Below are 24109 nucleotides of genomic sequence, written 5' to 3' on the forward strand. Positions count from 1 at the left end.
ACTACCTAATATAAGTAGGACACCAAAAGGCAACAGTATACCCGGTAGATGTTCCCGTTGGAAGAAGCCCTTTGAGCCTAACGTATATGATATTATCAACACTATTAGGGCAAAGGTAATTAAGAAGGACCGGCGATTAGGAGCTTTCTGAAGTTCGGTAAACGTGTGCATAATGCTAAAGTAACCAAACTGGGATACTTTTTACGTCTTCTGCTTCTTTTTCTTGGCAGCTGGGAACAGAATGTTGTTTAAGATCAGGCGATAACCGGCTGAGTTGGGGTGTAGGTTCAGGTCCGTGGGCTCTTCGCCTATTTCGTGCCGGTAATCTTCGGGATCGTGGCCACCGTAGAACGTAAAGAAGCCACGACCATACGGAGAGTGAATATAGCGAGCCTCTCCGGCCGAGCGGTTCTCCGCCATGATGACGACCTCTGGCTTAATTAAATTTTTCTTGAAGGCAGTCGTCTGACCCATAAACCCTTTAATGACGTTCAGGTGATTCTGCGTCAGCATAGTCGGAATAGGGTCGTACTTGGCCGAAAACTGGAAGAGTGTAAAATAATCGTTGTGCTCACTCAATCCTCGCTCTTCGGGTTGGTTATCGATATTCGAGAACTCGATCACGTATGGATTGGTAATAACCTGAAAATTACGGAAGGCAAACGTCTGGCTGTAATCGAGTTTACTGTTCGCGTTCGGGTCGGCCGGAGAACCGTCGTAGAAAGCATCGACAATGTCAGTGTTGTGCGCTGAAAGGGCAATGTCGTACGTATCTGTGGCATTGCACATGGCAAATAGGTAGCCTCCACCCAGCACAAAATCGCGGATCTTTTGCGTTACGGCCAGTTTCAACTGAGGCACTTTCGAGAAGCCAAACTTACGAGCGATGTTTTCAGCTTCCTGTTTCTGGGAAATGTACCAGGGCTGATCTTTGAAATGGAAGAACTTGCCGTACTGACCCGTGAAATCTTCGTGGTGAAGGTGAAGCCAGTCATATTCGGGTAGCTTGCCATTCATCACTTCTTCATCGAACACGACGTCATACGGAATTTCGGCATAGGTCATCACCATCGTTACGGCATCATCCCAGGGTTGTTTGGTCTTGGGTGAATAGACCGCAACTTTAGGAGGCTTCTGGAGTTTTACTGCGTCCATGTTGGCGTCGGCAGCGGCAACCTCCGATAATATCTGAGCGGACTGAGCGTCAGAAATAACCTCATAGCTAACCCCGCGGATGACCATTTCGTTAATGAACGCCTGACTTTGGGGCATCATGAACGAACCACCCCGGTAATTAAGTAGCCAGTCGATTTCGGTGTCGTGCGTCTTCAGTACCCAATAGGCAATGCCGTACGCTTTAAGGTGATTCTTCTGGGCATCGTCCATCGGAATCAAAATCTTGGAGGCCCAAACCTGGCCCGTTAATGTAAGAATTAGGATAAGCGGTAACAGCAGCCGTTTCATTGGTTTCCCCGTTAAGAGTGCTTGTGCTAGTTTTGTAATAACGAAAGATAAGCAAATTTTGTGCAGGATTTTAATGAGCGAACGGGTGAAAGAGCGAAAGAGTGAGTTACGCAACCTACTTTCGCTCTTTCGCTCTTTGACTCTTTCACTCTTTTGATTCAATGAATCTTATCGAAAACATTCGCGAGGGCTTGCGATCAATTGCTGGTAATCGACTGCGGACCATTCTTACCTCGCTCATTATTGCCATTGGTATTACCTCACTGGTGGGCATCCTGACGGCAATTGATGGCATTCAAAATTCGGTGAACAGTAGCTTTGCGGGATTAGGGGCCAATACGTTCAGTATTGTGGCTCGGCAGGATGCCTTTCGGCGGGGAGGACGGGTACAGAAGCAAGATGAGCCCATTGATTACTTCGATGCTGTACAGTTTAAACGCCGGTTTCCGTACGGCGCGACGATTGCGGTATCGACGATTGTGAATGGGGCGGCTCAGGCGAAGTTCGGTTCTAAAAAGACAAATCCAAACGTTCAGCTTACGGGGGGCGACGATGCTTATCTTGGTGTGAAAGGGTTCACACTTCAAAGTGGTCGAAACATAACCCAGAACGATGCAGAGTATGGGCTCAATGTAGCTGTTCTGGGTAGCGAAGTCGCCAATACGCTATTCGAAAAGAAGCTAAACCCGCTCAATCAGGTCATACGCGTCTCTGGTAACCAATATAAAATCATTGGTGTTCTGGCCAAAAAGGGTGGGTTAAGTGGTGGGGGCGAAGACCGGATTATTCTGATCCCGCTGGACAATGCCCGTGCCCTGGCAGGAACCCAAAAGCTTACGTTTGATATTACGGCCTCGGTGCCGACAGTTGCCGACCAGGACGAAGCCGTTGGTGAAGCGCAGGGAGTAATGCGTTTAGTACGGCACGATCAGCTTGGCCAACCCGATTCTTTTGATATCGAGCGGGCGGACGATCTGGCCAAAGAAACCGAAAACATCACCGGGTATTTACGTATTGGCGGCTTTGGTATTGGTTTTATTACCTTACTGGGAGCGTCTATTGCCCTATTGAACATTATGCTTGTGTCGGTCACGGAACGAACCCGAGAAATTGGAATCCGTAAATCGCTCGGGGCAACACCGAAGCGTATCCGCGAACAGTTTCTGATAGAAGCCATCGTTATCTGCATCCTGGGCGGTGTAGGGGGCGTTATATTAGGTCTTGGTATTGGTAACCTGATCGCCACGCTAATTAGCCAGGGGCAGGGCGGCTTTGTAGTACCCTGGGGTTGGATGGGCCTCGGTCTGGTTGTCTGCGTGACCGTTGGCTTATTTGCCGGTATTTACCCGGCCGTACGAGCTTCAAAGCTTGACCCAATCGATGCCCTACGGTACGAATGAACAAGAAGTTAAGTGGTCGTCAGGAAGTGGTCAGGTGTAGTCAACTGCTAGTCAGAAACTCACATTTCCTGACTATGAATGGCTACTCACTCAGGAAACTGGTAAATACACCGTAAAGGTTGCCCCTTCGTTAGGGCGGCTGTGGGCTGTGATGGCTCCTCCGTGGTTTTCAGCTACCTTCCGGCAGATGGTCAACCCGATACCGGTACCGGCATACTCACTACGGCCGTGCAATCGCTCAAAGAGTTGAAAAATACGTTCCTGATATTGTTCATCAAAACCAATACCATTGTCGACAACGTCAATAGCGAGCCATGACTTGTTGGTACGGTTCAATACGTTAACGGGTACGTTACCAGCCTCAACTGACCGGATTTGGATGGACACTGTTGGAGTAGTATCTGGTCGTGAAAACTTCAAAGCGTTACTGAGCAGGTTCTGAAACAGTTGTCGTAGTTGAAGAGGATTCCCTTTAATGATCGGCAAGCGAGCCCCGTTGCTATCTCCGATATTAATTTGAGCTTTCTTTTCGTCGATTGTTAATTCGAGATCATTTAGAATAGTGGCCAGTGTAGATGATAAGCTAACCGGCTCAAATGGTTCAGATTGGGTTGAGAGTCTAGAATAGGTTAACAGATCACGAATTAATACACTCATACGTTTGGCCGCCGACTGCATACGCCGAAGCATATCAACGCCATCGTCAGGAATGGCGTCGCTGTATTGATCAAGCACCAGATTACTAAATGACTGAATCTTGCGCAGTGGCTCCTGTAAGTCGTGGCTGGCTACGTAGGCAAACTGCTCTAAGTTAAGGTTTGATTGTTTCAACTCAGTTACCAACTGCTCTGTACGTTGCAGCATTTGGCGTAGCAACGTCTGATCGTTAGCGGTCACCACAAGCCCATCGTCCTGCCTCATGATAGACATATCGAACCAACCCTTCATCGTATCACCATTAAAGTGCTGTTCAAAGTGCTGAGGCTGGCCTGTTTCTACGGTTTGTACGTAGCGGTCGAAAACACCTAACTCCTTCAGGCTGGGTAGTACTTCGAGCATCGTTTTGGTTGTTGTTTCACCAACTGAATGGCCAACGACTCGGGCGTTCGCTTCGTTCTGAAGTACGTACCGGAAATCGATTATGCCTCCTTTCTCGTTTCGGATAGCCTCGAAAAACACAATGGGTATCTGACAACTGTCGAGCACGGTTTGCAATAAAGCTGCCTGTTGTTTGGCTTGTAGCTCAGCTTGTTTCTGACTCGTAATGTCGGAGTAAATAGATATTACCCGGTTTTCATCTAGCCGAGTAACCCAGTTATCGGTGTAGTTATCATATCCATCATAATTATAATACACCTCGAAATGTTGAGGATCTCCCGTTGCGAACGTGGCTAAGTAAGCGGCCCAATAAGCAGTTGCTTTCACGCCCGGAAATAAATTCAATATGGTATTGCCAATGATCTCCTCTTTGGCGAATCCGGTCGAGTTCAAAATGGTCTGGCTAACTTCTACATAGGTCAAGTCGACGATCGTACCGGTTTCGTCACGAATGGCTTCTAATACTGCCAATCCGTTCCCCATTGTTTTCAAAACACCATCGAACAGATTAGCCTGTTCTTCCAGCTTCTGCGCGGCCAGTTGAGCGAGTGTTATATCGATTAATGTCGCTACTAGTTTATCTCCTAGTTTACTAACCGTTACGTCGAACCATTTGTCAATAGCAGGGTAGTAATGATTACCCCGAAATGTTTCTCCGGTTTTGTACACCGTTATATACTGATGCCATAAACCATTCGTCTTGGTATCAGGGTACACTTCCGTGATCAACTTGTCTATAATGGCGTCGTGAGTCGTCCCTGCTGCTCGGAGTGAGGCCTCGTTAACCAGTGCCAATCGAAAATCAATCAGATCGCCGATGTCGTCATGAACTGCCTGATAAACAACAATAGAGCTCTCGGACGTGCGCAAGATGCCATCGAGCAACTCGTTTCGCTGTTGCAACTCCAGCGCATTCTGACGAGCGGCCGTTACGTCGTTGAACAGTACAACAATATGTTCGGCATCCAAAGGTGTAACGGCGACCTCCAGGTGCTTGCTGAGCGGAGGATGGAAAAACTCGACTCTAAATGGTCGGCCTGATTCAACAACGTTACGGTAATTGATAAACAAGTCAGATTGCTTACATTGAGGATTTAACTGGCTGATCGGCTTACTTAGAACATCTTCCTTCGAATGACCTCCTAAAGCCAAGCTGGCTGGATTGGTGAATACAGCCTGAAAGTCGTTTATCGAGCCCTGCTCATCCCGGATGGGTCGCTCGATGGTAATACTGGTCGGAGAAACATCCAAAACGCACGTCAGAAGGTCGTTTTGCCGCGAAATATGCTCGACATTCTTCTGTAATTCGTGCGTCTTTTCTTCTAAAGCGACCTGCGAGCGTTTAAATTCATCAATGTCATGGAAAATGGTAAAAAAACCGTCGTTGAAGGGTTGGTTCTCAACGGAGAACCAGCGATTCAAGACTGGGTCCAGATACTGATAAGCAAACGATTCCCGTTCGTCGACGATTCGGCGCATCTGCTCAGTGTCGGTACGCGAAAGGGGAGACCGCTGAAACAAAAGCTGATGTTCTAATTGCTCTTTTGAATGGGTGCTGATGGTCAATAAGGCCGCGTTGTAATAGACAGTCCGATAGTCTAAAACGAAGCGCTCATCGTCGCGAACGGCCTCATACACGATCACTCCATAAGGAAGCTGATCAAATAAGTCTGTAAGGAGAGAGGGATAGGAAGTTGATGGAGTAGACGTAAAATGTTCGGACATGTCTAACGAAACGATATGTTTGTAAATCTAAGAAAATGAGGTAAATTCTACCAACCATACAGTCAGCTGTACGAAGTGATCGAAACGAACTCCATTTTTTTATTTGCATAAGCCATTACGGAATCTTACTTTTGCACCCACGTTCGCGTTCAGGGATGCTTTTTAGCGGGTTCTGAACCGATTCTTAAGCCGGGATGGCGGAATCGGTAGACGCGATGGTCTCAAACACCATTGTCTGCAAGGACATGCCGGTTCGAGTCCGGCTCCCGGTACTTGGTAAGGCCCAGAACGCAAGTTCTGGGCCTTTTTTATGTTGCAGTACTCGATTGAATTGATCAAGTACTCATTACCGCGTTAGTGGGTTGGAATTTGTTCGGCGAATACGGAAGTTTGCCGCCGTTCCCATTTCGTTGACACGAACATTACCTCTTACCACAATGACCACTACGCAATCTTCGCAGCTAGCCGATTTATTTCCCCAGGATTTATCGCAGATTCCAGCCGAGTATCTCATTGAACCGATCCATCAGCGCGAGTACTTACTCAACGGCGAGATGCGTCAGTGGAATGGGCCGGTTTCTGAGGTATACTCGCCCATTTGTGTGCAAGGAGCCGATGGTATACTCGAGCGTAAACTTGTTGGTAGCTTTCCTGTCACAACGGCTAAAGAAGCTTTGGAAGCCCTCGACGCGGCTGTTGCGGCTTACGATAATGGTCGGGGCGAATGGCCCACTATGTCGATTGCCGAACGCATTCAGTGCATGGAGACCTTTGTCGGCAAAATGCTGGAGCAGAAAAAGCTGGTCGTTAACCTTATAATGTGGGAGATTGGCAAGAACCTGGCCGATGCCACAAAAGAGTTCGATCGGACGGCCAAGTATATTTACGATACGATTGATACGCTCAAAAATATGGATCGCAACTCGTCGCGGTTCCGGATCGAAGAGGGAATCATTGGTCAGATTCGACGGTCACCCTTAGGAGTAGTATTGGCGATGGGGCCGTTCAACTATCCCCTTAATGAAACCTACACTACGCTGATACCGGCTATCTTAATGGGTAACACCATTTTGTTTAAAACGCCCAAGCATGGTTCGCTACTTCACTATCCGCTGCTCGAAGCGTTCCGCACAAGTTTTCCTAAGGGGGTAGTCAATTCGTTGTACGGCCGTGGGGCAGACGTAGTGCCGCCGGTGATGCAGTCGGGTAAGGTGAACGTATTAACGCTGATTGGATCGAGCCGCGTGGCCGATCAGTTGCAACGACAGCACCCGAAACTGAACCGCTTGCGGTCTATCATGAGCCTGGACGCCAAAAATGCGGCCATTATTCTACCCGATGCCGATCTGGACGTAGCTGTGAAAGAGTGCTTGCTGGGATCGTTGTCGTTTAACGGGCAGCGTTGTACCGCCATTAAAATCATTTGGGCACATCGCTCTATCGTTGACGAATTTCTGCGACGCTTTAGCCCTGAGGTGAGCAAGCTGACGCTTGGTATGCCCTGGAGTAATGGAGTACAGATTACACCCCTGCCTGAGGTGAACAAAACGCAGTATTTGGCCGACATCATTGCCGACGCCGAAGCAGGTGGCGCATCTGTGGTCAACGAAGGTGGGGGCGAGACCGTGGCTTCGTTGTTCAAACCGGCGGTTGTGTACCCGGTTAAAGAAGGTATGCGCTTATACCGCGAGGAGCAGTTTGGTCCAGTTATTCCAGTGGTGGCTTACGATGACGAAGAGGAGTTTATCCAATACCTGATTACCGACGATCATGGTATGCAATCCAGCATTTTTGGTACGAACACGGATGCCATTGCCCGGCTGGTCGATCCGTTGGTAAATCTGGTGAGCCGTGTCAACATTAACGCTCAGTGTCAACGCGGACCCGATACGTTCCCATTCACCGGCCGTAAAGACTCTGCCGAAGGGACATTGTCGGTAGAAGATGCGCTCCGGTCGTTCTCAATCCGTTCAGCGGTGGCCACAAAGGACACAAATGATAATAAAGCGATCCTGAACGATATTGTCAGCCATCACAAATCGGAGTTCTTAAGCACTAATTTCATTTTCTAAGATAGTAGTTTGGCCAGGCTGGTATGCCAGTCCGGCCAAACTACATGCGCCTTTGCTTACTGCACATAAACTCACGAAATCGTTTACCGACGTATCGGCCGTTCGCAGTGTGTCGCTGACACTGGAGCCCGGCAAACTATTGGCACTTGTTGGGGCTAGTGGATCTGGAAAGAGTACGCTGTTAAACATACTGGCCGGACTCATGGACGCCGATACTGGCGAAGTTCGGCTCAATGACGAGCGCGTACTGGGCCCGTCGGAGGTACTGGTGCCAGGCCACAAGGACATACGACTGGTGCACCAGGAATATCAACTGATGCCGAACGTATCGGTCCGCGAAAATATTGGTTACGCCCTGCGATTTTATGAGAAAAGCTATCAGAATTTCCGGATCGACGAGCTGCTACGCTTGTGTCGGCTGACGGATGTACAGGACCGGGTGCCTCGCCAAATATCAGGTGGCGAGAAACAGCGTACGGCCATTGCCCGCGCCATTGCCGATAAACCCGCCGTGTTGCTGCTCGATGAGCCATTCAGTCATCTTGACTTACCCAATCGGCTTATCGTTCGCAACCTGCTGTTTGATATGGTTCGTCAGGATAGTACCTCTTGCTTGTTTGTCACCCACGATGCAACTGATGCGCTGTCAATTGCAAACACCCTGGGTATTCTGCGTGATGGGCGACTCATTCAGCTCGGCCCGCCCGAGGAAGTATATCATCGCCCAGCTACGGCCTATGCGGCCCGCATGACGGGGCAGGCGAACATACTTAAAGCGAAATATTTACCGCTGCTGGGCTTACCCGAAGCTTCTAATTCAGAAGCACTCACTAGCTTCCGGCCCGAGCAACTCCGGTTGGATGATACAGGAGCGCCGGGGATTGTTCGAGCCGTTTATTTCAAAGGCAGCCACTACGAAGTTGACGTTGAGTTGTCGCGGTATGTGTGCGTACATCTGCTGTCTACACGTAACGATTTAACCTTAGGGCAGTCGGTAGGCGTATCCCTTGTGAGCTCAACCGTTTGGACGCTGCAACGCTAATTTTCCATAACTATTCGAATCGTGCCCGGTTTGATTAACAGAAGCAATCTAAGAACGCGTTATGGAATCGAACCAAAGTGCCGGTAAACAATATCACGGTGAAGAAGAATCGCAGGGAAATAACGGCTTCCTGGTCAGTGAAGAAACCGAAAACGTCAAACCTACCGGTGTAGACGATGAATCGACCGGTATGACGAACGACGATTATCTGGGCAGAACCAATAAGGAAAACCGCGACGACGATTAATGTTACATTGTATAGAACCAAAAAGGCAGTCACCTTTACAGTAACTGCCTTTTTGGTTCTATGTCTAATCCCAATAGCTACAGCATTCGCTTGATGAGCTGTTCGACCGAGATGCCTTCTGCTTCTGCTTTGAAGTTGCGCACAACCCGGTGCCGAAGAATTGGCAGCGCGACGGCTCGTACGTCTTCAATATCGGGCGAGTACTTACCATTTAACAAAGCGTTACACTTAGAGGCAAGAATCAAAGCCTGCGAGGCCCGTGGCCCTGCTCCCCACTCTAAATATTGATTAGCGTCATTGGCCGCCATCTCGGTGTTAGGACGCGTTTTGTGCACAAGCTTGACGGCATACTCGACCACGTTATCTACTACTGGAACACGACGGACGAGATGTTGAAACTCCCGAATCTCTTCGCCCGTGATTACCCGCTGCACTTCATACCGCTGGTCGGAAGTGGTACTCTTCACAATATCTAACTCAGACTGGTAAGAGGGGTAATCGAGGTAAATGTTGAACATAAAGCGGTCCAGCTGCGCTTCGGGTAGCGGATACGTACCTTCCTGTTCAATCGGGTTCTGCGTAGCCAGCACAAAGAAAGGGCGTCCTAAACCGTATTTCTGACCGGCAATGGTTACTGCATACTCCTGCATGGCTTCGAGCAATGCCGACTGGGTTTTAGGCGGAGTCCGGTTGATTTCGTCGGCCAGGATGATGTTTGCGAAAACAGGCCCTTTGATGAATTTGAAATTACGTTCCTGATCAAGCGTTTCGGAACCCAGAATGTCCGATGGCATCAGGTCGGGCGTAAACTGGATTCGGTTGAAATCGAGGTCTAAAGCGCCAGCTATGGTCTGAATGAGCAGGGTTTTGGCGAGCCCTGGCACCCCTACTAAGAGGCAGTGCCCCTGGCAGAAAATAGCTGTCAAAAGAAGCCTGACGGTTTCATCCTGGCCAATGACAACTTTTGAGATTTCATTTTTTAGTTTCTGATACGAGTTGGTAAGGGCTTCGGCAGCCGCGACATCTGATGTGTAAGGCACAGGATTTTTATTAATGATGAATGATAAATGATGAACGTTGACTGTTAAAGAAACGACTAACCATCAAAAATCATCATTCACCATTCATAATTCAACATTTATTTTAGTTACCGCCCCCACCACTGAGGCTGGCTGCACTGCCTTGCGTGGTGCCGAATATGCGACAACCTTGAAACTCAGGGTCGACAGTGATGTATACATCGGCCACCGATTTTCGGAACCATTGGTCAATGGCCTGATTCTTTTTGTTAGTCAGCACAATGTTCTGAAGTTTCTCGAAGTCAACTCTATAGTCGGCCGTGTGCGGGGGTACTTTGCTTTTAAAGTACAACAATCGTACCGCGCTCTTACCATCTTCAGAACGATAAGGTAGTGGTGCTGAAATACTGCCTACTTTCATCGTGTCCAGCATCTGGAACATAGCGTATTCCATTGTGCCGTCCATGGCCAACCGACTGCCACCAGACTGAGCATCGCGAAGGAGTCCACCCGCGTCGGCTGAGTTTTTATCTTCTGAGAAGTCGTGGGCTGCCTTTTCAAATTTCAGCGAATCAATTGCGATAAGATTGCGCAGGCTGTCGAGGTAACGAGTCGGCTCCGTCAAATCCAGCCGATTGTAATCTGGCCGCAGCAGGATGTGCCGGGCATGATACTCGGCGCCACGGGTTTCTAGCAGCTGAATAAGGTGCAGACCGTATTCAGTCTCCACAATATCCGACATCTCGTTCGGCTTCAGTTTCAGGGCTGCTCCCTCAAAGGGTGATACCATCGACCCTCGTTTCGCAAAGCCAAGGTCTCCTCCGTTTTGGGCGGAGCCCACATCTTCAGAAACCTCCTTGGCTAGTTTGCCAAAGTCTTCACCTGCTTCAACGCGTTTCTTGATATCGACAAGCCGCTGGCGTAAAGCCTCTTTCTGTTCTTTCGTTGGTTTCGCAAAGCGTACGATCTGCCCTACTTCAACTTCGGCAGGCATATAAGGAAGGCTGTCTTTGGGAATGGCATCAAAAAACTTACGAACTTCGCGAGGGGTAACCTTCACATCAGTCGTAATTTTCTGCTGCATCTTCTGCACAATCTTCTGGTCTTTCACTTGCTGGCGCAGCTCACTTTTGAGCATCTCAAGGCTCTTGCCGTAGGCCTCAACGATGTTTTTCTCAGAGCCAAACTGCTGCACCATATATTGCATCCGGGAATCGAGCTCGCTGTCGACTAACTTCTCTTCCACCACTACCGAGTCAATCTCGGCTTTGGCCAGCATCATTTTATTAATGACCAGGCTCTCCAGCAATTGGCACTTCTGGGGGGGCGTCTGGTTTTGCCCAACGTATGATTGGTAAGCTTCCTCCAGATCTGACCGCAAAACGTAGTAGTTGTCTACTTTCGCAATAATCTTGTTGAGACTAACGCCCTTCGCCTGCCCAAAAACGGGGGCTGACGAAAAGTAAGCCACCAGAACAAGGATAGCACTGCTGATTACTTTTTTCATGTTCTAAATATACGTACAGAACGTCAAACGCTCTGATTTTTAAGTTTTTTTAAAGCTGGTCGGCCCGCTATCTGCTAACAACTTAGCTCATTTTACTAGTTTCCGAATCTCTTCTTCGTTCACTTTAACGGGATACTGTTGCTTAAGCTGGGCCAGCCAATTACGCTCAAGTGTGATTTGATAGTCATTAATAACAGCGCCACGGGCTTCCTCAAACGTTTTAGGACGAGCCGGATCAATACGGTCAATCATAACCGCGATAGCTTTGTTGTCTTTGTGAAGGGTAGTCGTTCCCACCTTCCATTGGTCAATGCTATCCACATACGGATTGGCACCCTGAGCAAAAGCCCCTTCGAGAATGGTTACGGCTGGTGTGTCCGATGCGGAGGCTTGCTGCGTTTTGCTGTTGCTCAGTACTTTGGCCACGTCGGTTCTGGCGTTGGAGAAATACTGGAATGTTACTTTCCGCTGCGTTTTAGGGTCGGCGTTGGCAGGTGCGCCGGGCCGTGCTCCCTGATAGTCTTTTTCCATGATTCGAGCCAGCGGAATCCCGTTCTGCTGTAAGTAACTAACGGCGTTGCGGATTCTTCCCGCCGACACTGAATCTCGCTCCGATGGGTCGTGCGAGCCCGTTACTTCAACGATATAATCTGGGTTACGGGTCATAACCACCAACACATCGAACAGGCTTTCGCGCAGGGCCGAACTTAACGTAGTTTGGTTTTTGGCATACACCAGATCGCCCGCCGACCGACGAAGCTGGTAGGGCGGTTTAGTGCTCAGCATGTCAGTAGCTTGTTTGAGGAGATCGTCATTCTGGGCCACAATCACCGTAGCAACGGCTCGCTCAGGGAAGCGATATTTATCTTTGTTCTGCTCAAAATATTGACGCTGGCCCGTCGAATCAGTCATCGACCGCTCCCAGACGTTACGTTCCATGGCCTGTGAGAGCAGTACGCCATCCCGAATTTCACTCAATAGAGACCGGAACTCAGACGATTTTTTGTCTAAATTCTGTTCTTCTGTAGCGGTCAACTGGTCACCAACGAAGCGATCGAATAACCGACGCATGGCCACGTTTGGTGCCCCTAAAGCCGGAGCTGCCTGGGTGGGGGCTGTAACTGATAAAGCCGGGTTACGCTGAGGCTGCTGGCGCTGACGTACGTAAGCAAAAAACTGATTAACCGTGTAAGGCTGATTCGCAATGGTTACGATGGCTTTGTTTTGCAAGGCAGGGTCGAGGGGTTCGGTAAACCGCCATTGTCCCCGCAACAGGTTGCTGTCCGCTTTGGCCAATGCACTCTCAACAATTGCTTTGTCTTCCTGCACCGGGTAGTCTTTGCGCAGTCGTTGCACGGTGGCCTGGCGGAGTACTTCGGCACGGGTGTCGGTCGTAACGCGCTGGCGTAGGGCAGGAGCTAATTCCGTATACGGTTCCAGACCTTTACGCTCAATAAGCTTAATGATGTGCCAGCCGTAATTAGTTCGTACGGGTTTCGAGTACTCGTTAGGCTTAGTAAGAGAAAACGCAGCCTCCTCAAAGGCGGGCACCCATCGCCCTGTTTCGAGCATGGGCAATACACCGCCGTTTGCTTTCGAGGTAGCATCATCAGATACTTCCCGGCAAACAGTCTCGAACGATTCGCCTTTCTGCAAACGATCGTAGGCAGAGTTAATGCGCTCCAGCGCTGCCTTCTGGCCTGGTTCGTCTGCTGCCGGGCTCAAACGCACCAGAATATGAGCCACCCGCACCCGGCCGCGACTTGGCCGACGACTGTTCACTTTAACGAGATGATACCCAAACTTTGTCCGAACGGGGGCTGATATACCGCCAACGGGTGTTGTATAAGCTGCAGTCTCCAACGGATATACAACCGAAAAGGCCGTAAAATAGCCTAGGTTTCCCCCGTTTTGAGCGGTCGTAGCGTCTTTAGAGTGCTCATTGGCTAATTTCGCAAAGTCCTCGCCAGCTTGCGCTTGTTTACGGAGCGACTGCGCCGATTGATAGGCTGCTAGTGTATCGGCGGGTAGGGCATCTTCGGGTACAGCCACCAAAATATGCGAGACATTGACTTCTTCCTGCAAACGTTGGTAAGCCTCAGCCGCCAGCGACTCAACCAGGACTTTATCGGTTACGTACGATTGCGCCAGCTGCTTGCGGTAGGTGTTCATCTCCTCCCGAAACGCTTCGGTTGTGTCGCGCCCTTCGGACTCAGCCGCCAGCACTTTCAGCTTTAAATTGGTGTATAGATCGAAGTAGTTTTTTACGTCGGTCCGCTGAGCCGAATCAGACGAGAGCTGATTTTTAGTGAATGACTGAAAAAAATCGTCGGTTGTGAAGGCTTTGTTGCCCAGCGTCAGGATAACGGGTTGGGGGGGAGTCTGTTGAACAACCGGCTTGTTTGTTTTGCAAGCTGTTACAAGAAGTGCTAACAAAAGACCGCCTGTGAGGTGGCGCATAGCATCAAAAAGATTTTAGATTATCAATAACAATAGACGGCTGATTTATATGATCCAAATGATTTGTCATCATCAAATACCATTATCATATAAACTAGCTATTGAAACCATATAAACAGTCATCGTAAATCATAATTATCATAAGAATCAGCAGTCTACCGAGTGAAACAGATTCGGTGGTTAAAACATTCGCTCGGGAGGGCGTTTTAGCGGGCCGGACTACGCTTATCCAACGAGCATGAAGTCGCCTTATTGGCGAGTTGGTTGTATTTTCATAACGTTTAATGTGACATCATATTCTAGCTGATACTCAAATGCGTCGCGCAGGTTCTGCCCCGTGAAGACAGCGGGTACCCGCACAAATCGCTGTTTTTTCTGTCTCATCTCGGCCTCATTGAGTTCTACACTACTCTGCCCTAACAGATCATCGTCGTCGAATTGATCGGCTAGTTTGAGACCAATACCCGACGCGGCCAGGCCAGCCGTAACGTATTTGAGGGGCGTCAGAATCTCGGTTGCGGTCACCAAAAAAGCCGCCGGTCCGCTGACTACATTATGTACTTGCCGGATCTGATCCAGCATCTGCTTGGCCTGGTTGTAATCGTCTACTTCGATTAAGACCAACGAGGCCACGATCTTACCGTTCTTGGGTAAGGCCAGGCTAATGGGTTGGGCCGCACGGAGGTCAACTTGTTGCCCTTTTTGCGCCGATTCAACGCCCCAGCCTCCGTTTACTACGCCAACGGGCTTGTTTTGAGCATCGTAGCTGGTGAGCGAATAGGCCATCATCAGTTCGTCGCGCCGGCTGACCGTTTCTTCCAGGTTCACTGCCTTTAACGTACGGGGCGTTAGCACGGCGGTAAGCGTGGTCTGCCGCGAACAGCTAAATCCCAGCACAGAGACAACAATGAATAAACAAACGCGCATCATCTGGTTAAATTGACGTAATAACTTCCTCTACAATAGATTCGCCCGACGATTCATCCCCACTGGTCCATTGCCAGCGTTCGTACAATCGGATGCGCCCATCCGGCAGTTGTTCAGGAGTCGATTGGCAACGACCCGTCATCAATTCGCCAGCAGCGTTTACATGTTGGTAGCGCACGTCCAGGCTGTCATCGGCCTGCACCGTTGCGATCAGAAAACCTTTTGAAATCTCTCCCCCGCCGTATTCAGCCCAGACAATCTGGCCCTTTTGGTGATAGTGAAACAGCGTATCGCCACTCACTTCGCCATTGGCGGTGTTGGTGACAGAGCGAAAGATTTTGTTATCGTATATCATGTCTGAACAGGATTGAGAGGATTTACAGGATTTTGTAAAAGATTACCGACAGTAGGAACAAAATCCTTTTAATCCTAATAATCTTAAAAATCCAGGCCGCGTCGTCGGCGGTCCGATCAGACAGTGTTCAGACCAATGGCTCCTGCTGGCTTAGGCAGTGAAAGCTACCTAAACCCCAGACAATATCCGTCGAGTCAATGCCGATGATCTTCCGATCAGGAAAGCATGTGCCGATGATATCCAGGGCAGGTTGGTCTTTGTCGCAGCGGAACGTGGGTACAATAACGGCCCCGTTCGTGATCAGGAAGTTGGCATACGAGGCCGGTAAACGAAGCCCATCACTCACGACCGGGTCAGGCATGGGCAACTCAACGATGTTGAGCTGCTTGCCATTCAACAGCCGCATTTCTTTTAGCTCGTGGTGAATTTCCTGCAAGAAGGGGTAATTGTCATCGTTGGGGTTGGCTTCGTAAGCGGCAACGACCGTATCTTCGTTTACAAACCGAACCGTGTCGTCAATGTGGCCGTCGGTGTCATCACCGACAATACCTTCTTCCACCCACAGTACTTGTTTAACCCCGTAATAGTTACACAGATACTGCTCAATATCGGTCTGCGTCAGGTGACTGTTACGATTCTGATTGAGTAGGCAGGCACGGCTGGTTAGCACCGTTCCGACTCCGTTGAATTCGACAGAACCTCCTTCCATGATGATGCCAGGCGTTACGTATTCTAAGCCCCGATAGTGGGCAATCTCGGCCGGAATCAGGTCATCGCGGTCATACGGAGGATATTTGTTTCCCCAGGCATTATACCCCCAATTTACAATCATCCGTTGCTTTTTCTCCGGGTTGATCAGGAACGCCGGACCATGATCGCGGCACCACGAATCGTTGGTCGGGTGGGGGAGAAGCGTAATCCGGCTCATGTCGGCTCCGGCGGCCAGCAAGCGCAATTTAGCCGCCTGGATCACTGTTTCGTTATGGGCGTTGATGCACACCTGTTCACTCTCGGCAATGGCCTTAATGAAGTCGATATACGCCGGGAACATTAGCTCCTGCCGCTCTTTGGTCCACGAAGCTTCGGTATGGGGCCAACTAAGCCAGGTAGCTACGTGCGGATGCCATTCGGCAGGAAAAAAGAAACCTTCGCGGGCAGGTATCAGCCTGATTTCGGATGATGTAGTCAAGGATATAATGCGGTATTGAAATAAACTGTCCGCAAAGGTACGAAAATAGGACCGGTCGATGAGCAGAACAGGCTGTTAAACCGGTGTTACTAATTGCCCCACCTTAGCTACCGTTAGCCCGACAAAGTCGTCGATGATTAGCGCTGCCCCCTGATCTTTCAGCTCCTCGCGGGTGTGCGTCGTAGCCACGGCAATCACGTTCATGCCCGCCCGCAAACCGGCTTCAATGCCCGCGAAGGCATCTTCAAACACGACGCAGAGTGCGGGTGCTACGCCAACGCGTTCGGCTGCTCTGAGGTAAATTTCGGGATCAGGCTTACCGTGTTTAACCATACTGGCGTCTACCACAGCATCGAAATAAGGGCGTAACGGTAAGCCATCGAGGGTGAAATAAACGTTGCTTATCGGCGCCGAGGTGCCCACCGCCAACGGAACATGAGCAGCTTTTAGATCACTCAGAAAGGTAAGCAAGCCGGGGGCTGGTTGAAGGTGCGGACGGTATAACTCGCGGTAGATCGCTTCCTTCTCCTCCGTTAAGACAATGAGTTCTCCGGGTGAAATCTCGCGTTGGAAAACATAGGCCATTGCATCGGCCGAAACGTGGCCGTTGATGTGTTCGAGGTATTGAGCTTTGGTAAGCGGGCGGTTGTGGTGCTGAGCAAACTGCAACCAAGCATTTACGTGAAAATCAATATTATCAACTAAGACCCCGTCCATATCGAAAAGACAGGCAAACGTAGCATTATGCATATAGCGAATGGTTTTGAGCGCAAAGAAAAGGGATTGTATCTCGTTCGGTTCTCTTAGCCGACGAATTAATTCGTCGGCTAAGAGAACCGAACGGGCCGATCTGAGTTAAGCGTGAATGACTACCAACAATTCTATTCCTGAGCGGACCCGGCACCTGCTGGCACAAAACCAGTCGCCCGAAGCGACCCTACAGCAACTTGTTCGACAAATTGGCGAAGCATTGACTGCGGACCGATGCTTTCTGTACGTCCGTCAGCCGGAGCACCAACGGGGGCGCATTGCGTTTTGCTGGTGTAAGGATGATACCATTCCGTACGTAACTCAGCCGGATTGGCAACCCGACACTACCGATCTGCCAAAAGAAGATCCGCTAATCAGGGCTGGCTTATCCATGAAGCCGTCGGTCTATGTCGATGATGTCGAAACGGCTGGACCAGACGTATTAAACCGGGAGTATGAGCACAAAACGTTCGGCCATCGGGCGCTGATTCATGCCCACATTCAGCAGGACGGGCAATTGTGGGGAATTTTGCAGCCATCTTTATTCGGGCAGCCACGCCATTGGACTGCGGAAGACAAAGCCCAGATTGAGGCAATTCTGCCTATGCTGCAACCGGTTGTTGCCGCTTTTGTACAGTCAGCCTAAGCCACTGGCGGCAACTCGGGTGTAGGCAACACATCGCCGGCCAATACGGCCGCTTCGTGCAGCAGTTCTGTGGCGACTAACTCGTCGGTCACGTCTTCGATACGCTCATCGAAGGCGTCGATCCCATCTTCAAGCGTTGGTGAAGGGGTAGACATGCCCAGCAACAAACGACCGACGTAAAGTAGATTAAGCGAAAAACGTAGTTCGGGTAGGGCGCGGCTATGACGGGTAACGGGTTCTGCATTCATGGTATTAGTAGAACAAAAGCCGAGCCCCATTGGGTTCGCCCGTGCGGTCCAGGCTACGTTATAACTCTTTAATCTTAATGTTCCTAAAATAGATTGGGGCACCCGCGTGTTTGCCCTGTAGACCTATATAACCACGAAGCGGCAATTCAGCGGCCGGTTTATTGAGCCAGGCTGGTACTTCTGAACCATCGGGGTTAGATTTAGCCGAAGTGAATTTCGTTAGGTCAATTGTATTAACCAGTTCGTTGTTCAGGACAACATAAATCATTTTGTCCTGACACGTGATGGTGTATCGGTTCCATTCACCGGGTTTCTTAACCAGACTTTTCGTGGCGGCCTGATGGCCAAAAAATGCACCGCACCGCCAGTTGGCAGGTGATTCGGCCCATTGTTTTGCGTAGTCGTCGGCAATCTGTATCTCTACCGAGTTGGGAATCCAGTTAGTCGTGTCGCTGGCGTGAACAACGACGCCACTATTGGTGCCATCGGCCGTTTTAAAGAATAGATCCAGTATGAAGTTCTCATAAGGCTGCGTTGTCCAGATCGCCTTATCGGCAGTGGCCGTCAACACGCCGTCTTCGATACTCCAAACACCTTTAGGGAAATTTGCGTCGGAGAGGTCACTTGAAAAAAGAGTCCGCCAGCCAGCACCACTGGGATTTGGGTGGCCTTTGGGTGGGGTTTGGGCGAACAGCCGACTCGTGACGAGAAGTATAAGACTAATGAATACCAGGAATGCTTTCATGTAGGTTTTCAGATATACCTGCAAAGAAACTGGTTTTCAACACAGCGGCATCAGGCGTATCAAGAAAATTTGAATCTTGGTACGCCTGATGCCGCTGATTTCTGTTAATTGACGGCTACCGCGTTTGGCTGTCGAATACCCTGATTATCGCTCCGGCGGAAGCTCTTCATGATCCAACCGCCACCCACTACGTCATCACCTTCGTAGAAAACGGCTGCCTGACCCGGTGCAATGGCCGATACACCCTCATCGAACAAGACCTCAATCTTATCGCCAGCCTGATAAATCGTGGCCGGTGTGCCTGGGTCTTTGTACCGTACTTTGGTGACGGTTTCGAGCGGGCCGGTGATGCGGTCGTACTTCTGTAGGTTCAGTCGGCTGACAATCATCCCGTCGCGGAACAGGTCTTTGTCGACGCCCAATATGACTTCGTTAGTTTCTTTCCTGATTTCAGTCACAAACATGGGTTGGCCAAACGCCATGCCCAGTCCTTTTCGTTGACCAATGGTATAGAATGGGTAACCCTGATGTTTACCCAGGATTTTACCCGTGCCTTCCATGACAAAATTTCCACCCGCCACGTCTTCTTCTAAGCCGGGCACACGACGTTTCAGGAAGCCCCGGTAGTCGTTGTCGGGCACGAAGCAGATTTCGTACGATTCGGATTTGGTCACCAGTTCCATAAATCCACGTTCTTTGGCCATTTCGCGAATTTCCGATTTGCGCAGATGGCCCAGCGGTAGTTTGGTCCGGCTCAGGCTCTCCTGCGATACGCCCCAAAGCACATACGACTGATCTTTGAGGTTATCAATGCCTTTCGAGATGACATATCTACCGGCTTCATTCCGAATGTTAGCGTAGTGACCCGTGGCGATGGATTCACAATCGAGTCGGTCGGCCCGGCGGAGCAACGCATCCCACTTAATATGGGTGTTGCAGAGGACACACGGATTGGGCGTGCGGCCTTCGAGGTATTCGCCCGTAAAATGGTCAATCACAGAGTCGCCGAACTCTTCGCGAATGTCGAGGATGTAATGAGGGAAACCCAGGCTGACGGCGATGTTACGCGCGTCGTTGATGCTGTCGAGGCTGCAGCAGCCCGTTTCTTTTTTGGTACCACCAGAGGAAGCGTAGTCCCAGGTTTTCATGGTCATGCCGATGACCTCATACCCTTCTTCGTGCAACATAACAGCCGCGAGCGAAGAATCAATGCCGCCACTCATGGCGACCAGAATTCGTCCGTGTTTGCTCATGGGATCTGCGAGGGTTCAAAGCCCTCCGATTTGAAAATTTCGGTAAAATTAACCGATATCGAGCCAACACCCGAATTGTTGCGTTTAGTTTCCAATTGCTGATTCGGTTAGGTTTATTAAATTATTCAAAAAAAGATTGTCATGTATACCGTCAAACATAGTGCGTCGCTGGTTCAGGAAGATGAGATGGGCGTGAATGCCCCAATGGATCATCAACGCGCTGTCAGTAAGCTGAATGTCGGGCTGGGAAAGTTGTATTACTACGACAAGGCGATTCAACTAGAGCCACTGCCCGAAACTATGCTTGACGAAGGCCGGACTAGCCGTAACGACGGATCGCCCACCCCCGACTTAGTTTTATACGACAACGAAGTTGACCGTATTCCCATCATTATTGAGGTCTGCCATACCCGCGGTCTGAAAGGTGATTTGCAAAAAGTAGTAAGCTTGATTGAGGATTATCCCTACGATATTGTAGAAGGATTCGTTTACAATTACCGGACAGGCCAGTGGCTTCGCTATCGAAAAGGTGATGATGGGATTGCCGTCGAATCGTCTTTTCGGAATTACTCCAGTTGGGTCTGAGTCAGTTCTTGCTGTAATTATCAGCCTTAGCTCACGACATGATCCATTCCTTTGAATTTGCCACGCTGTAACCTTACCTTAGCGCCTAAAAGTTTGAATTGTATAACTTTTAGCGGTATGAGTCATTCCGAAACCATTCAGGAGTTTTATCAACGCGTTCCGCAGGCCAATCCTACAAATCTATCCTTTACCAATGCCGGGGCTGGTCATTTTAACGTATTCACGCGTAGTTCATGTTTCAGAAAAACGCCTTACATACGCCGGGATTTTTACAAGGTTTCCTTAATTATAGGCGCCGGAAAGCTGGACTACGCTGATAAATGGATTGACATCGACCAGCCGGCGCTGCTATTCTCCAACCCCATGATTCCCTATTCATGGGAAGCTACGTCGGAGCAGCAGGAAGGCTGGTTCTGTCTGTTTACGGAGTCATTTTTGCACCGCTACGAGCAAAAAGAGACACTGGCCGAGTCGCCCTTGTTCAAAATTGGTGGCAATCCTATTTACTTCCTGAACGAACGTCAACTGACAGAGGTATCGGGGATTTTTCAGCGGATGATGGATGAAATCGCGTCGGATTATACGCACAAGTACGATCTGCTGCGAACGTATCTGCACCTGATTATCCACGAGGCCATGAAGATGCAGCCTGCGGAGCGGTTTGAAAAACATACCAACGCATCGGCCCGGATTACGTCGCTGTTCATTGAATTACTCGAACGGCAGTTTCCGATTGATACGCCCGAGGATGCCCTCCACCTGAAAACAGCCAACGACTATGCGAACAGTTTGTCGGTGCATGTCAACCACCTGAATCGATCGGTCAAAGAAATAACTGGCAAAACCACCACGGAACATATCTCAGCCCGCATCATTAAAGAGGCTCAGGCACTGTTGAAACATACCGATTGGAACATCGCCGAAATCGCCTACAGCCTGGGGTTCGAGTACCCAACCTACTTTAATATTTTCTTCAAAAAACACACCCAACTTACACCAAATGAAGTCCGCAAAGTAGCTGTTTAAAGGGTGCTTTCATTAATTGCGATTAATAAGTAACCATATAAGCCTAAATGAACTGAGTTTTGTCATCCCGACGAAAGGAGGGATCTTCTATAGCCGGAGGATTGTTAGCCTCACCCGAAGATCCCTCCTTTCGTCGGGATGACAAAGTTTAACCAATATAGCCTTTGAATGATAGGTATTTAGTCAGAAGAGTGCTCTTCATTCACGTTAATTAATGGGATCACTCCGCAAAATGCCCCACTGGGTTTGACCGGATAGTAGACGGTAGACCGGAATTTTGATCTGGAATTGCTGACAAAACCGCTTGATGGCCGTGTCGATTTCTTCCGGTGAATAGCGCGAGGAAAAATGACCTAGGATCAGCGTTTCGATATCTAGATCCGCCACGGCTCGTAAGACCGATTCCAGCGTGCTATGTCGGTTCCGATTGGTATCTAAGGTGTGAAATTCGTCGTCGGTTAAGAACGTGGCCTCGTGAATGAGAATCTGGGTGTGGTCCCAGCGCTCAAGCTGATCGGTGGGCGTATCGCCGGAATAAACCAACAGATTCGTTCGTATTTCTTCGGTTATCGTTTCCCGGCCAACGTCGTGCGCCAACTGGATAATCTGGTCTTGGGAAAGGCCTAATAAGTCGGCTTTCAGCTTGTGCTTTATTTGATAAACCTGATAGCTCAGACTCTTAACCTCGTGCGGTTGAGCATTGACTACGTGATTGTTGCGTATGGCCTCTACATACAGGTCTTTCTGAATGGTAACATGTTCATGGTTAGTCAGCCCCTGCCAGATGGTCTGGTTGACGCGGTTATCAAACTGTTTAGAAAAGGTTTCCAGGGCACCAATCGAACGGGTATCGCCTGGAAAGTATAGTTTGGGAAAGCCCTCCCGTGCATTTAGCTCGTTGAAGCGTAACAATCCCGTGATGTGGTCCCGGTCAGCGTGCGAGAGAAAGATGTGCTCAATCTTGCGGGACTTTTGGAGCAGATTAGCCGCCACTCCGTCGCCGGCATCGAAGAGCAGCCTTAATTCTTCAATGAAGTACCAGGTTGAGAACAAGGCCGTTGAATAGCCGGTGATAGTTAGGTTCATGCGTTTACTGAAGACCCCGCTAAGCCGGGAAGCAATTACCTAACTACGGAAGGAGCCGGGAGTTCATCTGCGTTCATGAAAAGTAAGGAAAGTCACCGACTGACTGTTTGAATTTTATAATCATCTGTGTGAATGCTATAAGCTTCTCCTAGCTGGCGCACTCTATCTTTGTTGCATACAACACAAAGGTTATGAAATACAGAAATCTGAGTAACACGGGAGAAAACCTATCAGCCATTGGGCTGGGATGCATGGGCATGAGCTTCGCCTATGGACCAACCGACGAAACGGAAAGCATCGCTACCTTACACAAAGCGCTGGACCTGGGCATCAACTTCTGGGATACGGCCGATATGTATGCCAACGGCCAGAATGAAGAACTCATTTCTAAAGTTCTGGTCCCCAATCGCGACAAGGTATTTATTGCTACTAAGTTTGGTTTCCGATTCAAAAATGGAATTGCTGGACCAAGCGCAGCCTCCGGTACCTATTTCGATGGGTCGCCTGAGTGGATGAAAACGGCGGTCGAGAAGAGTCTGCAACGCCTGAAAATTGACACCATTGACCTGTACTATGCGCACCGCATTGACCCAAACGTACCGGTTGAGGAAATGGTTGGCGCGATGGCCGATCTGGTGAAAGAAGGGAAAGTGCGTTATCTCGGCCTGAGCGAGGCTTCGGCTGCTTCCATCCGTAAGGCGCACGCGGTTCACCCCATCGCGGCTCTGCAAAGCGAGTATTCGTTGATGACCCGAAACATCGAAGGGGACATTCTGGATACCGTTCGTGAACTGGGCATTACGTTGGTGCCGTACTCACCTCTCGCCAGAGGGCTGGTGACGAACACGCTCGATGTGAATCAATTGGCAGACGACGATTTCCGGAGAACCTTGCCTCGATACAGTAGTGAAAATTGGGAGAACAATCAATCGCTGGCTTCTGCTTTTGCTGACTTGGCGGCTGATAAGGGCGTAACACCCGCACAACTAGCGTTGGCCTGGGTACTAGCGCAGGGCGATGACATCATCCCGATTCCGGGCACCAAGAAGCGGAAGTATCTGGAAGAAAATGCGGGGGCGGTTGACGTATCGTTATCCGATGCTGATCTTAGCGCTATTGATGAACTGGTTGCTCGCTATCCCAACACCGGCGAGCGTTACAGCGAAGGGGCGATGAAGCTGGTGAACCATTAGTTGGTTGTCTTTAACAAACCACCGCGAAACTGTGTGTAAAACAGTGGTGGCATGGGTTCAACTCATGCCACC

21 protein-coding genes and 1 tRNA gene are annotated in these 24109 nt (G+C 49.7%); 9 read left to right on the plus strand and 13 right to left on the minus strand.

Translation table 11 applies throughout. The features are described 5' to 3' along the window. Positions 1 to 201 precede the first annotated feature (201 nt). The gene (locus ACFSUS_RS20320; RefSeq protein ID WP_381525582.1) at positions 202 to 1464 is read right to left on the minus strand and encodes an asparagine synthetase B; all 1263 of its coding nucleotides are present in this window, start codon (positions 1462 to 1464) and stop codon (positions 202 to 204) included. A gap of 161 nt (positions 1465 to 1625) precedes the next feature. Between ACFSUS_RS20320 and ACFSUS_RS20325 the strand changes: the two genes are divergently transcribed. Then, positions 1626 to 2864: an ABC transporter permease gene (locus ACFSUS_RS20325; RefSeq protein ID WP_381525583.1), complete on the plus strand. Its 1239-nt coding sequence runs from the start codon at positions 1626 to 1628 to the stop codon at positions 2862 to 2864. 90 nt (positions 2865 to 2954) lie between these two features. On the opposite strand, the gene ACFSUS_RS20330 is transcribed toward ACFSUS_RS20325, so the two are convergent. Then, positions 2955 to 5687, minus strand: coding sequence for an ATP-binding protein (locus tag ACFSUS_RS20330; RefSeq protein WP_381525584.1), 2733 nt, complete (start codon positions 5685 to 5687; stop codon positions 2955 to 2957). Positions 5688 to 5875: 188 nt separating this feature from the next. Here ACFSUS_RS20330 and ACFSUS_RS20335 point away from each other — a divergent pair. From ACFSUS_RS20335 to ACFSUS_RS20350, 4 genes are all read left to right on the plus strand, one after another. Continuing rightward, positions 5876 to 5959: transfer RNA gene (locus tag ACFSUS_RS20335), tRNA-Leu, on the plus strand. Positions 5960 to 6124: 165 nt separating this feature from the next. Beyond that, a complete protein-coding gene (locus ACFSUS_RS20340; protein ID WP_381525585.1) occupies positions 6125 to 7759 on the plus strand; it encodes an NADP-dependent glyceraldehyde-3-phosphate dehydrogenase in 1635 nt (544 codons plus the stop codon). 52 nt (positions 7760 to 7811) lie between these two features. Next, positions 7812 to 8801 carry an ABC transporter ATP-binding protein gene (locus ACFSUS_RS20345; protein ID WP_381525586.1) on the plus strand — a complete coding sequence of 330 codons (990 nt, stop codon included), beginning with the start codon at positions 7812 to 7814 and terminating at the stop codon, positions 8799 to 8801. A gap of 61 nt (positions 8802 to 8862) precedes the next feature. Then, a complete protein-coding gene (locus ACFSUS_RS20350) occupies positions 8863 to 9048 on the plus strand; it encodes a hypothetical protein (protein ID WP_381525587.1) in 186 nt (61 codons plus the stop codon). Between the two features lie 77 nt (positions 9049 to 9125). Here ACFSUS_RS20350 and ACFSUS_RS20355 read toward each other — a convergent pair whose 3' ends face one another. The 7 genes from ACFSUS_RS20355 to ACFSUS_RS20385 form a co-directional block, all read right to left on the minus strand. Continuing rightward, positions 9126 to 10088: an AAA family ATPase gene (locus tag ACFSUS_RS20355; RefSeq protein ID WP_381525588.1), complete on the minus strand. Its 963-nt coding sequence runs from the start codon at positions 10086 to 10088 to the stop codon at positions 9126 to 9128. A 103-nt stretch (positions 10089 to 10191) separates the two neighbouring features. Continuing rightward, positions 10192 to 11574 (minus strand): peptidylprolyl isomerase, encoded by a 1383-nt coding sequence (locus ACFSUS_RS20360; protein ID WP_381525589.1) that lies wholly within the window; start codon positions 11572 to 11574, stop codon positions 10192 to 10194. Positions 11575 to 11661: 87 nt separating this feature from the next. After that, a complete protein-coding gene (locus ACFSUS_RS20365; RefSeq protein ID WP_381525590.1) occupies positions 11662 to 14034 on the minus strand; it encodes a peptidylprolyl isomerase in 2373 nt (790 codons plus the stop codon). A 249-nt stretch (positions 14035 to 14283) separates the two neighbouring features. Beyond that, positions 14284 to 14964 carry a hypothetical protein gene (locus ACFSUS_RS20370; protein ID WP_381525591.1) on the minus strand — a complete coding sequence of 227 codons (681 nt, stop codon included), beginning with the start codon at positions 14962 to 14964 and terminating at the stop codon, positions 14284 to 14286. 4 nt (positions 14965 to 14968) lie between these two features. Further along, entirely contained in the window at positions 14969 to 15316 is a 348-nt protein-coding gene (locus ACFSUS_RS20375) for a n-acetylglutamate synthase (RefSeq protein ID WP_381525592.1), read from the minus strand. A gap of 127 nt (positions 15317 to 15443) precedes the next feature. Then, positions 15444 to 16487, minus strand: coding sequence for an agmatine deiminase family protein (locus ACFSUS_RS20380; protein ID WP_381525656.1), 1044 nt, complete (start codon positions 16485 to 16487; stop codon positions 15444 to 15446). Between the two features lie 93 nt (positions 16488 to 16580). Continuing rightward, positions 16581 to 17255, minus strand: a complete 675-nt coding sequence (locus ACFSUS_RS20385) for an HAD family hydrolase (RefSeq protein ID WP_381525593.1) — start codon at positions 17253 to 17255, stop codon at positions 16581 to 16583. A gap of 115 nt (positions 17256 to 17370) precedes the next feature. Between ACFSUS_RS20385 and ACFSUS_RS20390 the strand changes: the two genes are divergently transcribed. Beyond that, positions 17371 to 17901, plus strand: coding sequence for a GAF domain-containing protein (locus ACFSUS_RS20390; protein WP_381525594.1), 531 nt, complete (start codon positions 17371 to 17373; stop codon positions 17899 to 17901). Here the strand turns inward: ACFSUS_RS20390 and ACFSUS_RS20395 are convergent. From ACFSUS_RS20395 to mnmA, 3 genes are all read right to left on the minus strand, one after another. Continuing rightward, positions 17898 to 18149 carry a hypothetical protein gene (locus ACFSUS_RS20395; protein WP_381525595.1) on the minus strand — a complete coding sequence of 84 codons (252 nt, stop codon included), beginning with the start codon at positions 18147 to 18149 and terminating at the stop codon, positions 17898 to 17900. The genes ACFSUS_RS20390 and ACFSUS_RS20395 overlap by 4 nt on opposite strands. Positions 18150 to 18207: 58 nt before the next feature. Continuing rightward, a complete protein-coding gene (locus ACFSUS_RS20400) occupies positions 18208 to 18894 on the minus strand; it encodes a 3-keto-disaccharide hydrolase (RefSeq protein WP_381525596.1) in 687 nt (228 codons plus the stop codon). Positions 18895 to 18998: 104 nt separating this feature from the next. After that, entirely contained in the window at positions 18999 to 20147 is a 1149-nt protein-coding gene (gene mnmA, locus ACFSUS_RS20405; protein WP_381525597.1) for a tRNA 2-thiouridine(34) synthase MnmA, read from the minus strand. Positions 20148 to 20288: 141 nt separating this feature from the next. On the opposite strand from mnmA, the gene ACFSUS_RS20410 reads away from it, so the two are divergent. Both ACFSUS_RS20410 and ACFSUS_RS20415 read left to right on the plus strand, forming a co-directional pair. Then, on the plus strand, positions 20289 to 20732 hold the full coding sequence (locus tag ACFSUS_RS20410) for a hypothetical protein (protein ID WP_381525598.1): 444 nt from the start codon (positions 20289 to 20291) through the stop codon (positions 20730 to 20732). A 117-nt stretch (positions 20733 to 20849) separates the two neighbouring features. After that, positions 20850 to 21758, plus strand: coding sequence for a helix-turn-helix domain-containing protein (locus tag ACFSUS_RS20415; RefSeq protein ID WP_381525599.1), 909 nt, complete (start codon positions 20850 to 20852; stop codon positions 21756 to 21758). A 207-nt stretch (positions 21759 to 21965) separates the two neighbouring features. Here ACFSUS_RS20415 and ACFSUS_RS20420 read toward each other — a convergent pair whose 3' ends face one another. Next, entirely contained in the window at positions 21966 to 22844 is an 879-nt protein-coding gene (locus tag ACFSUS_RS20420; RefSeq protein WP_381525600.1) for an MBL fold metallo-hydrolase, read from the minus strand. Positions 22845 to 23035: 191 nt separating this feature from the next. Here ACFSUS_RS20420 and ACFSUS_RS20425 point away from each other — a divergent pair, with 191 nt between their 5' ends. Beyond that, the gene (locus ACFSUS_RS20425) at positions 23036 to 24037 is read left to right on the plus strand and encodes an aldo/keto reductase (RefSeq protein ID WP_381525601.1); all 1002 of its coding nucleotides are present in this window, start codon (positions 23036 to 23038) and stop codon (positions 24035 to 24037) included. Positions 24038 to 24109: the final 72 nt, after the last annotated feature.

Source organism: Spirosoma soli (assembly GCF_042684525.1).
Classification (GTDB): domain Bacteria; phylum Bacteroidota; class Bacteroidia; order Cytophagales; family Spirosomataceae; genus Spirosoma; species Spirosoma soli.

Bases quoted from the DNA above. Each gene is read 5' to 3' on its own strand.
- ACFSUS_RS20320 (WP_381525582.1), bottom strand. From the start codon at position 1,464: ATGAAACGGCTGCTGTTACCGCTTATCCTAATTCTTACATTAACGGGC.
- ACFSUS_RS20325 (WP_381525583.1), top strand. From the start codon at position 1,626: ATGAATCTTATCGAAAACATTCGCGAGGGCTTGCGATCAATTGCTGGT.
- ACFSUS_RS20330 (WP_381525584.1), bottom strand. From the start codon at position 5,687: ATGTCCGAACATTTTACGTCTACTCCATCAACTTCCTATCCCTCTCTC.
- ACFSUS_RS20340 (WP_381525585.1), top strand. From the start codon at position 6,125: ATGACCACTACGCAATCTTCGCAGCTAGCCGATTTATTTCCCCAGGAT.
- ACFSUS_RS20350 (WP_381525587.1), top strand. From the start codon at position 8,863: ATGGAATCGAACCAAAGTGCCGGTAAACAATATCACGGTGAAGAAGAA.
- ACFSUS_RS20360 (WP_381525589.1), bottom strand. From the start codon at position 11,574: ATGAAAAAAGTAATCAGCAGTGCTATCCTTGTTCTGGTGGCTTACTTT.
- ACFSUS_RS20365 (WP_381525590.1), bottom strand. From the start codon at position 14,034: ATGCGCCACCTCACAGGCGGTCTTTTGTTAGCACTTCTTGTAACAGCT.
- ACFSUS_RS20370 (WP_381525591.1), bottom strand. From the start codon at position 14,964: ATGATGCGCGTTTGTTTATTCATTGTTGTCTCTGTGCTGGGATTTAGC.
- ACFSUS_RS20375 (WP_381525592.1), bottom strand. From the start codon at position 15,316: ATGATATACGATAACAAAATCTTTCGCTCTGTCACCAACACCGCCAAT.
- ACFSUS_RS20385 (WP_381525593.1), bottom strand. From the start codon at position 17,255: ATGCATAATGCTACGTTTGCCTGTCTTTTCGATATGGACGGGGTCTTA.
- ACFSUS_RS20390 (WP_381525594.1), top strand. From the start codon at position 17,371: ATGACTACCAACAATTCTATTCCTGAGCGGACCCGGCACCTGCTGGCA.
- ACFSUS_RS20395 (WP_381525595.1), bottom strand. From the start codon at position 18,149: ATGAATGCAGAACCCGTTACCCGTCATAGCCGCGCCCTACCCGAACTA.
- ACFSUS_RS20400 (WP_381525596.1), bottom strand. From the start codon at position 18,894: ATGAAAGCATTCCTGGTATTCATTAGTCTTATACTTCTCGTCACGAGT.
- mnmA (WP_381525597.1), bottom strand. From the start codon at position 20,147: ATGAGCAAACACGGACGAATTCTGGTCGCCATGAGTGGCGGCATTGAT.
- ACFSUS_RS20410 (WP_381525598.1), top strand. From the start codon at position 20,289: ATGTATACCGTCAAACATAGTGCGTCGCTGGTTCAGGAAGATGAGATG.
- ACFSUS_RS20415 (WP_381525599.1), top strand. From the start codon at position 20,850: ATGAGTCATTCCGAAACCATTCAGGAGTTTTATCAACGCGTTCCGCAG.
- ACFSUS_RS20420 (WP_381525600.1), bottom strand. From the start codon at position 22,844: ATGAACCTAACTATCACCGGCTATTCAACGGCCTTGTTCTCAACCTGG.
- ACFSUS_RS20425 (WP_381525601.1), top strand. From the start codon at position 23,036: ATGAAATACAGAAATCTGAGTAACACGGGAGAAAACCTATCAGCCATT.